This window comes from Brevibacterium ammoniilyticum (assembly GCF_038429965.1).
GTDB classification, from domain to species: Bacteria; Actinomycetota; Actinomycetes; order Actinomycetales; family Brevibacteriaceae; genus Brevibacterium; species Brevibacterium ammoniilyticum.
This window is the reverse complement of the sequence record NZ_BAABNP010000001.1, coordinates 116,935-128,926: the sequence shown is the minus strand read 5'-3', so window position 1 is coordinate 128,926 and position 11,992 is coordinate 116,935. Positions and strand designations below refer to the sequence as shown.

Sequence of the window (11,992 nt, the reverse complement as noted above, 5' to 3'; positions counted from 1 at the left end):
CAGAGTCCTTCACAGTCTGCGAGGAAAGGTCGGGCCGACAATGGCGTTGTACGCGGCCGTCACTGCAGTGACGTAGTCGAAGACGGGCAGCCCGCAGTGCTGTCGAACTGCGGCGCTGAACGGCGCGAAGTTCGTGCATTCGAAGACGAAGGCGCGAATGTCCGGATGATCTGTGATGAGGTCGTCGACCGCTAAGCAGATCTCTTCCTCGAGTCGGTCGGGGTCGGCATGCGAGTCACCGTCGATGAAGACCTTCGGGAAGTCGGAGTTCTCACGGAAGCCGCCGATGCGCACGTCGAAGTCGTTCGGATCCCACCCAGCAGCCGTGAAATGAGCGGCATTGAGGTGCGGGCGCTGTGTGAGGATCCCGATTGCCGACCGGCGTCCGACCATGCTTGCAACGAGCGGAACTTGGATGAGCGCCGATGAGACGACGGGGACAGCGAGCTCATGCGCGAGCAGTGATTGGATTGCTGAAAGGTAGCCGCAACGGGTCCCGACGAGCACTGCGCCTTCGTCGACGAGGGCGCGTCCGGATGCCAGAAATGCTTCGACGAGCTCAGTCTCGGGCTCGACACCGATGACGTCCTTCGGCCCAGCACCGGCGACCACAGAGTAGAGCGCCGGAAAGTCCCAGGTCGCGTGATTGCCGACATCGCCGCGCAGGCGCGGGAATTGCGTTTCGAGCATGAGGAAGCCAACCGGTGGCCCCGTACCGTGCGGTGAACCGTAGACCGTGGCACCGCCGATCATCGTCGTCATCGCCGTTCAGCAGTCCTTCCTGCTCGGGCTGGTCGGGCTGCGTCGCCCTCTCTGAGGCCAACGATAGTCGAGACGACGGCCCGGTCCGATGATCGGACCGGGCCTGGACCGCCTCGGCGAGGTCCTCCTTACTTCAGCGAGATCTCCACGGGATCGGAGAAGATTCCGCCTTCGAAGGTGAGCCGGTCGGGGCTGACGTCCTTCGGGACGTCGAAGACGAGCACGCCTTCAGCGGTGTTGCCGGGGTTGATCTCCTCGAGGAAGAGGATCGAGTCCTCATCGGCGTAGAGACCCGCTTCCGAATCCGAGGAGTAGGTGTTGCCCTTGTCGTCGCCGAGCTTGATGTTGTCCTCGAAGAAGAGCTCCGGCGAGTTCTTCGTGTTCTTCACCGACAGCGAGACCTTGACGAACTGGCCTTGGGCCTTCGTGTTGAGGTACTCGTTGCCCACCGTCGAGACTCCGTCCTCGACTTTGTTCACGGTGATCTCCCACCCGTCGGCGTTGACGGCATCGCCCATGCCGTACTCGGCGGGAGCCTCCTTCTTCTCCTCCGCGGGCTTCTGCGCGGAGTCCTTGTCTTCCGCGGCCTTGTCCTCGGGCTTCTTCTCCTCGGCGGTTCCCGCTTCGCCGCCCTGGGAGTTCGTCGCCCCGGTGTCCTCGGTGTCGTTGCCACCGCCGCCGATGGCGTTGATCAGCCCGATGACGACGATGACGATGATGAGCCAGAACCACCAGCGCTTGTAGAGCGGCTTCTTCTGCTTCGGCGGCTTCTGTCCGTACGGCATGCCCTGGCCGCCGGGCGGCATCTGCCCTCCACCCGGATAGCCGGGAGCCGATCCGGCAGCCTGGTAGCCGGCCGGCTGGAACTGCGGGGCACCCGAACCGGTCGGTCCCGGTGCAGAGCCGGCCTGCGCGTTCGAATACGGGGAGGCGTACTGCGGCTGGAACGGCTGACCTTCCTGGCTGGGAGGCTGCCCTGGGGCCTGCTGGGGCCCGGGATTCTGGGGATGTCCGGGCTGATTCTGGGGATGTCCGGGCTGCTGAGGGTTCTGCGGATTCGACATGGTGCTCCTTGATCGGCGGGGCGAGGATTTTCTGACTCCCTCAGCCTCGGCGAATTCTCAGGATTGCGCGTCCGCCCATCGGATCGAATGCCCGAGCCGATCGGTTGAACTCGATCCACCCGATGGGTGGACTACGCGTGTCTGTGCCGCTGGTTACGATTCATCTGTGTCAGGTCACCCTTTTCCGCCGCCCGGGCCGAACCCGCAACCGCGCGGTCCGCAGCCCACTGGGCCCAGTGCGCAGCCGCCGCGCACCACCGCTGTGCCGGTCAACTGGGCAGCCGCACCCTCTCACGGCCCCCGACCCCAGAACGGCGCCGTCCCGCAGAATCGCGGACAGGTGCCTCCGGCCGTGACCGGTCCCCTTCCGCAGCGGTCGACCCATCCTGCCGAGGCGACCTCTGCCTCGGCGACTCCCGCGCGCACTCCGCGGCGTTCGGCTCCCCGGTGGCTGACGGTGACGGCGAGCATCCTCGTCGGCATCGTGCTCCTGGTCATCGGATTCCTCACCTCGATCATGGGTCTCGTCTCCAATCGGTGGGCGTTCACCGACGGCGTGGTCAGCGTCCTCGGCGTGCTCATGATCTTCCTGCTCGTGCCGATCTGGGCCACTGTCTTCGTCCGTCAGCGCTGGCCGTGGGTCCCCTTCCTCGCCGGCGCCGTCCTCGCCCTCGGATGGGGCGACTGCCTGCTCACGCTCATCGGCATGTTCCACCTCATCATCCGCGGATCCCGCCGCCACGCGATCATCGCCGCGGTCGCCGGTTCGGTGGTCACCCTCGGGTCGATCGTGCGTCTGTGCCTGGCGCCGACGGCACTCAACCCGTTCAGCATGTTCTTTATCTCCCCGGGCGTGCAGCCCGGCAACGGCACGCTGCCGGCTCCCCCGGAGGACACGGCACTTGCCGTCAACGTCATCACGATCATCGTCGGAGTCCTCTCTCTCGGCATCAGCCTCGGCTTCGGGGCCCTGCTGCGCCGCACCCGGCGGATGAAGACCGTCGAAGCCCGCGCTGATCTCGAAGCACAGCGCAGTGAGTCGCTCGCTGCCGAACTCGCCCGCCAGTCCGAGCGCGAACTCCTCGCCCGCGAGCTCCACGACACGCTCTCCCATCGGCTCTCGGTGATCTCCCTGCACAGCGGGGCGCTCGAGGTCGGCAGCAAGGGCGATGCCGAGGTCGCTTCCGCCGCCTCGGCGCTGCGACACGAAGCGCACGCCTCGCTCGAGGATCTGCGCCAACTCGTCGGCGGAGTCCGGGAGGGAACCTTGGCGGGCGGACCGCAGAAGGAGCAGTCCACTCCCCCAAGCCTTGCTTCGATGGCCTCGATCCCCCAGCTCATCGCCTCGGTGCAGGCGACCGGCACCATCGTGCGCCCGTCGATCATCATCCAGGACGTCGACAGCGCGTCGACGAGCTTCGACCGCGCGGTGTACCGCATCGTCCAGGAGTCCCTGACCAACGTCATCAAGCACGCCCCCGGAGCCCCGGTCACGCTCAGTGTCACCGTCGCCGCCGACCGCGGTGCCCACATCATCGTCGCCAATCCCGCACCGTCTGGCCGTTCGGGCGCCGAGGTGGTCGCCGGCGACGGCCTGCCGCCGCGCCCCCAGCACAGGCCGTCCGTGCGCGGCAGGCTCGACTCGGCGAACCTCGCCGCCACGGGGTCAGGCTCCGGCCTCGAAGGCATCCGCGAACGCGCTGCCATGCTCGAGGGCGAGGCGACCATCGGGGTGCGCGACGGGGACTTCGTCGTCGAGGTGACGCTGCCCCCGTTCACGCGCAAGGGCTGACCCCGAGCAGGACGTGGGTTCAGTCTCCGCCCTCGCGGAGTCGGAGCCGGTCGAGTCTGTGCCCTCCGGTAGGGTATCGACCATGACCGAGACCGCCGCTCCCATCCGTGTCATCGTCGTCGACGACGATCCGATGGTCGTCACCGGCATCAAGGGAATCCTTGCTCCGCACCCGAACATCGAGACGGTGGCTTCGGCATCGAGCGGCGAGGAGGCCCTCGACCAGGTGGCCCTGCACTTCCCCGACCTCGTGCTCATGGACATCCGGATGCCGGGAATCGGCGGGATCGAAGCGATCGCACGCCTCGTCAACAGTGTGCGGCCGCCGAAGGTCGTCGCCCTCACCAGCTTCGACACCGATGACTACCTGTTGCGTGCACTGCAGGCAGGAGCCGCTGGATTCCTCCTCAAAGACATCGGTCCGGTCGACCTCGCCGAGGCGATCGGCAGAGTCCACTCCGGCGAGCCGATCCTCTCCCCTCGTTCGCTCAAGCGTCTGATCAGCAAGACCACGTCGAGTCAGGATCAGCGTCAGCAGCGCGAAGCCGAGGAACTCCTCGCCGAGCTCACCGAACGTGAGCTGCAGATCGCGATCCGCGTCGCGCAGGGTCTGTCGAACCAGGAGATCGCCGATGCGATGTTCATGAGTCAGGCGACCGTGAAGACCCACCTCAACCGCATCAACGTCAAGCTCGACACGAACAACCGCGTGCACATCGCCGTCCTCGTCGAACGCGCCCGGATCTCGCAGACGGACGGCATGCGGGCCGCCGAGTAACAGCGCCGTTACTCGGGCGTTCTCGGCGACTCCCGATTCGGAGGCCACACGGTCACGACATCGCTCAGTTCGTCGCACGGTCGCTGATCTGCCGTGATTCTGCGTTCTCCGAATGCACCCTCCGACTGCGCGGTTCCGCTTCAGCAGCAGGATGGCCCACAGCCACCGCGATGATGCCCCCGACCGCGATCAGGGTCCAGACCGCGGCGATGAGGTACTGCCCGGACCCGGAGGAGAGCATCAGTGCGGATGCCATCACCGGCGACAGTCCAGCGCCGAGCGCCGCAGCGAGCTGATAGGCCACCGATGCCCCTGAGTACCTGACTTCGGGTGGGAAGAGCTCGGAGACGAATGCGGCGATCGGGCCGAAGAGCATTCCCTGAACCACCCCGTTGCCGACGATGATCGCTACCGCGAACGGACCGATCTCCGCGGTGACGAGCAGGAGTGTCAGCGGCAGCGCCAATACCGCTGCGATGATGTGGGCCCCGATGAGCGTTCGCCTCCGCCCGATCCTGTCGCTGAGTCTGGCGACAACGAGGGTGACGACGAATGCCGTAAGCGGGCCCAGCGCCTTCCAGTTGAGAACCTCCGAGCTGTCGGACGCTCCGGCGACAGCGAGTGACACTCCCCAGACCGATGTCAGGCCCTGGGTGACGTAGATCGTCAGGGTGGCGAACAGGCCGACCGCCACCTGCTTCTTGTACCGGGTGAGGACAGTGACCAGAGGGACCTTCCGCCGCTCGCTCTCGGCTTCGAGCTGCTGGAACGCGGGTGTCTCACTGACCCTGAGGCGGATGAACAGACCGACGACGATGAGGACCGCGGAGAACAGGAAGGGAAGACGCCAACCCCAGGTGAGGAATCCGTCACCGGTCAGCGCCGCTGTGAGGGAGAGGATGACGGTTGCCAGTGTCGCGCCAACGGGCCCGCCGGCATTGGCGAAGGTGGCGGCGAAGCTGCGACGGTTCCGCGGAGCATGTTCGAGGGCCATCAGCGCCGCGCCGCCCCATTCACCGCCGACGGACACTCCCTGGACGATGCGCAGGATGAAGAGACTGGCCGGCGCGAATGCCCCGATCATCGCGGTGGGCGGCATGGCCCCGATGAGCACAGTGACCCCGCCCATCATGACCATGGCGACGATGAGCGCCTTCTTCCGTCCGAACCGATCGCCGAAATGGCCGAAGATGATTCCACCCAGGGGTCTCGCGAGATATCCGGCGGCCAAGGTGCTGAACGAAGCCAGCAGCGAGAGTCCGGGACCCAGATCGGCGAAGTACAGCTGGGCGAAGACGATCGACGACGATGTCGCATAGAGCACGAAGTCGTAGAACTCGATTGCCGAGCCGACGAAGCTCGACGCCAGTACGCGTTTCATCTGCGGGGTACGCAGCGACGTCTGCAGACCCTCGGCATCGACATCGTGGTCGTTCCTGACAGCCATGATCAGCTCCTGCCGGTCGAGTCGGCGAGGGTGTCACAGGAGATCACGTCGAGATCATCGGCGACGATGAACTCACCGTCGAAGAGGCCGCGGCCATGAGACCAGCCTCCCGAGTCGGCCGCGCCCGGAATCACGTGATGGAGCACCAGAGTCTTCGCTCTGGCGAGGTTGCCGACCCTGATGGCACCGTCGAATGTCGTGTGCGACCGGTAGTGGTGATCGCGAGAGGCTCTGGACTCTTCGTCGGAGCGATGTTCGTACATCTCGTCAACCCAAGTGAAGTCGATCGCCTCGTGGAGGAGGACATCCGTGCCGGTGGCCAGACGGACGAGGTTGGCGGATTCGCGTGTGTCTCCAGATACCGTCACCGAACCCGATTCGCTGTCGAAGCGGAATGCGAAGGCCGGGGCGATCGGCGGGTGCTCGACGAGCACAGCAGTGACAGACACACGATCGTCTTCGAAGACGACGAATGGTTCCATGTCCGGGAATGGGTCCGTGGTCGGGTGGTAGCCGACCGAATCAGGAATCACGATGTCGCGCGGTGCGAAAAGCACATTCGGAGACGGTCGCAGGGAATCGAGCACTCGGTCGTTGATGTCAGTGGCGAACGTCGCGACGATCGAGTCGAACATCTCGGTGATTCCCGGAGTCGGATTTGCTGGGGCCACCGGTCGCGGGGCCACCGTGGCGCGCGGAGACACGGGAGGCAGCGCACCGCGCGGGCCCGGTCCGAGGATCGGCACGGGGTTGTCAGCGCGATAGCGCAGCTCGTGCATGCCGAACACCACAAGCGACGGAAGATCGACTGTGTGATCGGAGTGAAGGTGGGTGATGAACACCCCACCGAGGTCGGCGAGTTCGAGTTCTGCCTGCCGAATCCGGCGGCCGACACCGTGGCCTGCGTCGACGAGGTAGAACCGATCGCCGACGACGATCGCCGTGGAGATCCCCGTTCGGTCCCGCGGATTGTCCTTCATCCACCGCGGTCCCCCGGCAGTTCCCAAAGTGATGGCCTTCATCGTTGAATCGCCCATATTCTGGTGCACCCTTCTTGCTTCATTGCGTTCTCGGGGTTGACTCGACCAGTATTCCCGCGCACTATCAACAAGAAAATCAAAACATTCTCGTACCAGACATAGGCAGAATCAATGAAGGATCTCACCCTGCGTCAGATCGAGTACTTCCTCGCCATCCTCGACCGCGGCTCGGTCAGCGCCGCAGCCGAAGCGTGCAATGTGTCCCAAGCGACGATCTCAGCCTCGTTGAGCCAGCTGGAGAAACAACTCGACGTCACGCTGCTCACGCGTGGTCCCGCACGACGTGCGCGTCCGACTGCCGCTGGTCGGGACTTCGGCATCCGCGCTCGCGATATCGTCGCCTCAGTGACTGTCGCCGTCGAATCGATCGCCTCGCCGACTGCAGTCAAAGGTCCGTTGCGCATCGGCTTCATTCCCACCGCCGCGCCGCGAATCCTGCCCGGCTTCGCCGTCATGATCGACCGACGGTTCCCTGCTCTCGAGCTCACCTTCGTCGAAGCGCCGCCGGTGCGCTGTCAGCGCATGGTCCTCGATGGAGAGCTCGACATCGCGGTGCTGTACTACAGGCAGCTGCAGTTCGCGGGGCTCCACCGTCATGATCTCGCCGAGGCACGCCCTCATGCCCTCGTCTCCGCCGACCATCGACTTGCAGACCGACCGGAGATCGACCTCAGGGACCTGATGGACGACCCGTTCATCCTGCCTGATTCGCCGCCCACTGCAGAACTCCTCGTCGGTCAGATGAGGCACCTCGGTCATGACCCGGAAGTCCGTTGGCTCATTTCCGATGCCGAAACGATCCGCTCGATGGTCGCTCTCGGGCTCGGTGTCTCACTCGTCAACGCCGTCCCGCACCCGCAGACCAGGTCGTTCCACGGACTGCCCGTGCGCTACCGACCCCTGACCGGCCTCGAATTCACGAGCACAGTGATTGCCGTCACTGCGGAAGAGGCACGGATGTCGAACACTCTGGCTGCGGCGCTCACCGCGCTCAGAGATGCCGCCGAGGCGACCGACCCGACCCGCTGGAACGGGTGGACCGACGACCGCCTCGGCGACTCAGGGTTCGATCAGTAGTTCTCAGGAGGATCGCTTGCGGGGAACGATTCGTCGCCCCACTCCTCGACGAGCTCATCCTGGTGCTCGCGTTCCGCGGCCTGAGCGTCGAGCTCTTCGGCCGAGGGGCCGGTGGTCTCGGTGGGTTCGTCTGCGGGTTGGGTCGTCTCGGACATGTCTGCTGCCTCCATCGGTGACGGATGAGTGTGGTGACTCCATTTTGCCCGGTCAGACCGGATCTGGATACCGGCTGTCCGGGGGATGATCGGAAATCACCGGCACGCGGGCACCTCAGCCGTGGTGATCACCGCGTTCCCGCCGCTGAGCGAGACCGCGGTAGTGGCGGTTGCGCACGGCCAGCCATACGGCGCCGATGAGGGCGGCGAGCAGCGAACCGCAGAGCACGCCCACCTTGACGACCTGCGACCGGTCATCGCCCTCACCGAAGCTGAGTTCGCCGATGAGCAGGGAGACGGTGAAGCCTACTCCGGCCAGACATGCGACGCCGATGAGATCGACCCACTGCATCGTCCGATCGAGGGAGAAGCCCCGGACCCGGGTGATGAGGAAGGTCAGCAGCGTGATGCCGAGCGGCTTGCCGATTACGAGGCCGAGCATGATCCCGATCGCGATCGGGCTGCTCAGCGACTCCGCGAGCCCGGACAGTCCCCCGACGTCGACTCCGGCGGCGAAGAACGCGAAGATCGGCACCGCGATCACCGCAGACGGGATGCTCCAACGGTCGGCGAACTGGGCGGCAGGACCGTGCCCTTCGGTGCCGTGGATGCCGTCGTGACCATGGAAACCGCGCTGATCGTCAGCTGTCTTCGTTCCACCGAGGTGCTTGGCCGCAACCGGCACGGTGAAGCCGAGGAGGACGCCGGCGATCGTCGCATGGATGCCGGAGGCGTGGACGAGCGTCCACGTCGCGAACGCCAAGGGCAGGAGGATCCACCACGTATGGATGCCGCGCTGGACCGCGAATGCGAAGGCCAGCAGCGGCAGAAGCGCGAGCGCCAGCGGCAGCCACGCGAGATCGTCGGTGTAGAAGATCGCGATGATCGCGATCGCGAGCAGGTCATCGACGACGGCGAGGGTGAGGAGGAAGGTGCGCAGGGAGGCCGGCAGGAACTTCCCGACCATGGCGATGATCGCCACGGCGAAGGCGATGTCGGTGGCGGCCGGAATCGCCCAGCCGTTCAGCGCCCCGCCGCCCGAATCGAGGTTGACCAGCACGTAGAGCAGCGAGGGCACGGCGACTCCGCCGATCGCCGCGGCCACCGGAACGGCCGCCGTCTTCGGGTCGCGCAGCTTGCCGGCGACGAACTCCTCTTTGAGTTCGAGTCCGACGACGAAGAAGAAGATCGCGAGCAGGCCGTCCGAGGCCCAGCTGTTCACGGACAGGTTGAGTTTGAGCTCCTCGGGGCCGAACCGGAACGAGCGGAGGCTCTCATACCAGTCGGCCCACGGAGAGTTCGCGAGGATGAGAGCAGCGGCGGTCGCTGCCAGCAGGAGGATTCCGCCGACGGCATCGTGCTTGAGCACGGCGGCGATCCGATCGCGGAGGGGACGAGGAGAGACAGGAGTGTCAGGGGTGGCCGAAGACATCGGTGAAGTCGCTTTCGCAGAGGTGAGATGAGGACGCTGAGGCGTCGATCCACGCAAGCGTGGATCTGCGCGGTCAGCTGCGTGGCGGCGGGCAGCCGGCGATCTCACCATGGGCGTTCGTTCCCCAGGAACTCATCCACCCGTTCGTGCCGTTCGACAGAGTGGTCACCAGCTTCGACTTCGGGAACACGGCGTCGCGCACGGACTGCCGGAGCGTCGAGACTGAAGAAGGCACCCGCCAATTCTATCGAAGCTCACCTGGTCAGAGCCAATTCCCCGAGGTCGTCGACGAGGCCTGATGAGAGTTTCGCGCTCGTGCTAGCGTGCAGATCAGCGGCGTTGCCTGCCGCCCCTGCTGCCGACCGACTCCGGGAGAAGCCATGACCGTCTCGACCGCCGACCTCTGGGACGAACGCGGCCCCGAGCTCTACTCGATCGCCCTGAACTTCACCGATTTCGGCGACAAGGTCGCGTTCTCGGGTCCGGCCCGAACGGTTCGCTGCTTCGAGGACAACGCCTTGGTCAGGTCCGTGCTCTCGGAACCGGGCGACGGCTGCGTCCTCGTCATCGACGGCGGCGGTTCGATCGCCACGGCGCTCATGGGCGACATGATCGCCGAACTCGCCCTGGGCAACGGCTGGGTCGGCGTGGTCATCAACGGCGCCGTCCGCGACCGGGAGGTGCTTGCGACCCTCGACCTCGGAGTCAAGGCACTGGCGAGCAACCCGCGCAAGAGCGGCAAGACCGGCGAGGGTGAACGCGACGTCGTCGTCGAGTTCGGCGGCGCGACGATCCGACCCGGTGCGATGGTCTTCGCCGACGCCGACGGAGTCGTCGTCGAACAATAAGGCCCAACGGACGGCGCCAGGTCGACACCCGCTCCTCCATCTTCTTAAGGGGTCCCCCACCGGAATGACCCCTTGACCCCTGAAACATCCTATGTTTAGACTCGAGTCAACGAACGTGACCGAGTTTCTGGACGATCTGTCCGCGGATGAACCGTTCAGACATCCGATCACAACACTGCAGTTGTGTGAAAGGGCGCAATGTCTGAGATTTCCGAGATCGACGTCGTCGACCTGCGATTCCCCACCTCGGCGAGCCTCGACGGCTCCGACGCGATGAACCCCGACCCGGACTACTCCGCGGCCTACCTCATCATCGGCACCGACGCCGACGACGACCTCGAAGGCCACGGGTTCGTCTTCACGATCGGCCGCGGCAACGACATCGAGACCGAAGCCGTGCGCGTCATCGCCACGACCCTCATCGGCCGAAACGTCGAAGCGATCCTCGACGACATGGGCGGCTTCTGGCGCGAACTCGTCCACGACTCACAGCTGCGCTGGCTCGGCCCCGAGAAGGGAGTGAGCCACATGGCGATCGGCGCGATCGTCAACGCGATGTGGGACCTCAAAGCCAAACGCGCCGGGCTGCCCCTGTGGGAGCTGCTCTCCGCCCTCAGCCGCGCCGAGATCCTCGACCTCATCGACTTCCGCTACCTCAGCGACTTCATGACCCGCGAGGACGCCCTGGCGATCCTCGAACGCGCCGCACCGGGCAGGGCCGAACGCATCGCACAGCTGCGCGAGTCCGGCTACATGGCGTATACGACCACACCCGGCTGGCTCGGCTACTCCGACGAGAAGCTCGCCCGCCTGTGCCGAGAGGCCATCGACGAGGGCTTCGACCAGATCAAGCTCAAGGTCGGAGCCGACCGCGACGACGACATCCGCCGCCTTAGCATCGCCCGCGAGATCTGCGGACCCGGCTTCCCCATCGCCATCGACGCCAACCAGCACTGGGACTCCGCCGAGGCGATCGACTGGATCGGCGACCTCGCCCGGTTCGACCTCCGCTGGGTCGAGGAACCCACCTCACCCGACGACATCCTCGCCCACGCGGCCATCCAGCGGGGTATCGACCCGATCCCCGTCGCCACCGGCGAACACTGCCAGAACCGCATCGTCTTCAAGCAGATGCTCCAAGCCGACGCCCTACGCGTCATGCAGATCGACGCCACGCGTGTGGCCGGAGTCAACGAGAACATCGCCAACCTCCTCCTCGCCGCCCATGCCGGCGTGCCCGTGTGCCCGCACGCCGGCGGAGTGGGATTGTGCGAACTCGTCCAGCACCTGTCGATGTTCGACTTCGTCGCGGTCTCGGCGACGATGGACGAACGCTGCATCGAGTTCGTCGACCACCTCCACGAGCACTTCGTCACCCCTGTCGACGTCCACGACGGCCGTTACTGGCCGCCCACGGCACCCGGCGCCGGTGCCGAGATCCACCGTGGGACGCTCACCGACTTCGCGTTCCCCGACGGACCCGAATGGCGAGCGCGGGAGACCGTCGCCGCCACCGCCTGACCACACCCCCTACCGGTGCCGCCGACCAGCGGCGCCGGCACCGGTGCGCCGGACGCTTCTGCGAAGCGTCCACACA

General features: G+C 65.8%; 12 protein-coding genes. 5 read left to right on the top strand and 7 right to left on the bottom strand.

Going from position 1 to position 11,992, the window contains the following annotated elements:
• Window positions 1-9: 9 nt before the first annotated feature.
• Entirely contained in the window at window positions 10-762 is a 753-nt protein-coding gene (locus AAHA49_RS00595; RefSeq protein WP_342036841.1) for an aspartate/glutamate racemase family protein, read from the bottom strand.
• A 128-nt stretch (window positions 763-890) separates the two neighbouring features.
• Complete coding sequence (locus AAHA49_RS00590; RefSeq protein ID WP_342036840.1) at window positions 891-1,826, bottom strand: DUF4352 domain-containing protein; 936 nt, start codon at window positions 1,824-1,826, stop codon at window positions 891-893.
• Window positions 1,827-2,178: 352 nt separating this feature from the next.
• On the opposite strand from AAHA49_RS00590, the gene AAHA49_RS00585 reads away from it, so the two are divergent.
• Window positions 2,179-3,618, top strand: a complete 1,440-nt coding sequence (locus AAHA49_RS00585; protein WP_342036839.1) for a sensor histidine kinase — start codon at window positions 2,179-2,181, stop codon at window positions 3,616-3,618.
• Window positions 3,619-3,700: 82 nt separating this feature from the next.
• Window positions 3,701-4,396: a response regulator transcription factor gene (locus AAHA49_RS00580; RefSeq protein WP_342036838.1), complete on the top strand. Its 696-nt coding sequence runs from the start codon at window positions 3,701-3,703 to the stop codon at window positions 4,394-4,396.
• A gap of 64 nt (window positions 4,397-4,460) precedes the next feature.
• Here AAHA49_RS00580 and AAHA49_RS00575 read toward each other — a convergent pair whose 3' ends face one another.
• Together AAHA49_RS00575 and AAHA49_RS00570 are read right to left on the bottom strand one after the other, a co-directional pair.
• On the bottom strand, window positions 4,461-5,843 hold the full coding sequence (locus tag AAHA49_RS00575; protein ID WP_342036837.1) for an MFS transporter: 1,383 nt from the start codon (window positions 5,841-5,843) through the stop codon (window positions 4,461-4,463).
• A gap of 2 nt (window positions 5,844-5,845) precedes the next feature.
• Window positions 5,846-6,865 (bottom strand): MBL fold metallo-hydrolase, encoded by a 1,020-nt coding sequence (locus AAHA49_RS00570; protein ID WP_342036836.1) that lies wholly within the window; start codon window positions 6,863-6,865, stop codon window positions 5,846-5,848.
• 129 nt (window positions 6,866-6,994) lie between these two features.
• On the opposite strand from AAHA49_RS00570, the gene AAHA49_RS00565 reads away from it, so the two are divergent.
• A complete protein-coding gene (locus tag AAHA49_RS00565) occupies window positions 6,995-7,960 on the top strand; it encodes a LysR family transcriptional regulator (protein ID WP_342036835.1) in 966 nt (321 codons plus the stop codon).
• Here AAHA49_RS00565 and AAHA49_RS00560 read toward each other — a convergent pair.
• The 3 genes from AAHA49_RS00560 to AAHA49_RS00550 form a co-directional block, all read right to left on the bottom strand.
• Complete coding sequence (locus AAHA49_RS00560) at window positions 7,954-8,115, bottom strand: hypothetical protein (RefSeq protein WP_339392929.1); 162 nt, start codon at window positions 8,113-8,115, stop codon at window positions 7,954-7,956. The genes AAHA49_RS00565 and AAHA49_RS00560 overlap by 7 nt on opposite strands.
• 115 nt (window positions 8,116-8,230) lie before the next feature.
• Window positions 8,231-9,484, bottom strand: coding sequence for a Na+/H+ antiporter NhaA (gene nhaA, locus AAHA49_RS00555; RefSeq protein WP_342036834.1), 1,254 nt, complete (start codon window positions 9,482-9,484; stop codon window positions 8,231-8,233).
• 136 nt (window positions 9,485-9,620) lie between these two features.
• Window positions 9,621-9,782 (bottom strand): hypothetical protein, encoded by a 162-nt coding sequence (locus tag AAHA49_RS00550; RefSeq protein WP_339392927.1) that lies wholly within the window; start codon window positions 9,780-9,782, stop codon window positions 9,621-9,623.
• Window positions 9,783-9,927: 145 nt separating this feature from the next.
• On the opposite strand from AAHA49_RS00550, the gene rraA reads away from it, so the two are divergent.
• Together rraA and AAHA49_RS00540 are read left to right on the top strand one after the other, a co-directional pair.
• Window positions 9,928-10,395 (top strand): ribonuclease E activity regulator RraA, encoded by a 468-nt coding sequence (gene rraA, locus AAHA49_RS00545; RefSeq protein WP_342036833.1) that lies wholly within the window; start codon window positions 9,928-9,930, stop codon window positions 10,393-10,395.
• Window positions 10,396-10,593: 198 nt separating this feature from the next.
• Window positions 10,594-11,916: an enolase C-terminal domain-like protein gene (locus AAHA49_RS00540; RefSeq protein ID WP_339392925.1), complete on the top strand. Its 1,323-nt coding sequence runs from the start codon at window positions 10,594-10,596 to the stop codon at window positions 11,914-11,916.
• Window positions 11,917-11,992 lie beyond the last annotated feature (76 nt).

Excerpts from the sequence above, each read along its gene's own strand:
- AAHA49_RS00590 (WP_342036840.1), bottom strand. The coding sequence starts at position 1,826 with ATGTCGAATCCGCAGAACCCTCAGCAGCCCGGACATCCCCAGAATCAG.
- AAHA49_RS00560 (WP_339392929.1), bottom strand. The coding sequence starts at position 8,115 with ATGTCCGAGACGACCCAACCCGCAGACGAACCCACCGAGACCACCGGC.
- AAHA49_RS00580 (WP_342036838.1), top strand. The coding sequence starts at position 3,701 with ATGACCGAGACCGCCGCTCCCATCCGTGTCATCGTCGTCGACGACGAT.
- AAHA49_RS00565 (WP_342036835.1), top strand. The coding sequence starts at position 6,995 with ATGAAGGATCTCACCCTGCGTCAGATCGAGTACTTCCTCGCCATCCTC.
- AAHA49_RS00575 (WP_342036837.1), bottom strand. The coding sequence starts at position 5,843 with ATGGCTGTCAGGAACGACCACGATGTCGATGCCGAGGGTCTGCAGACG.
- AAHA49_RS00540 (WP_339392925.1), top strand. The coding sequence starts at position 10,594 with ATGTCTGAGATTTCCGAGATCGACGTCGTCGACCTGCGATTCCCCACC.
- AAHA49_RS00570 (WP_342036836.1), bottom strand. The coding sequence starts at position 6,865 with ATGAAGGCCATCACTTTGGGAACTGCCGGGGGACCGCGGTGGATGAAG.
- rraA (WP_342036833.1), top strand. The coding sequence starts at position 9,928 with ATGACCGTCTCGACCGCCGACCTCTGGGACGAACGCGGCCCCGAGCTC.
- AAHA49_RS00595 (WP_342036841.1), bottom strand. The coding sequence starts at position 762 with ATGACGACGATGATCGGCGGTGCCACGGTCTACGGTTCACCGCACGGT.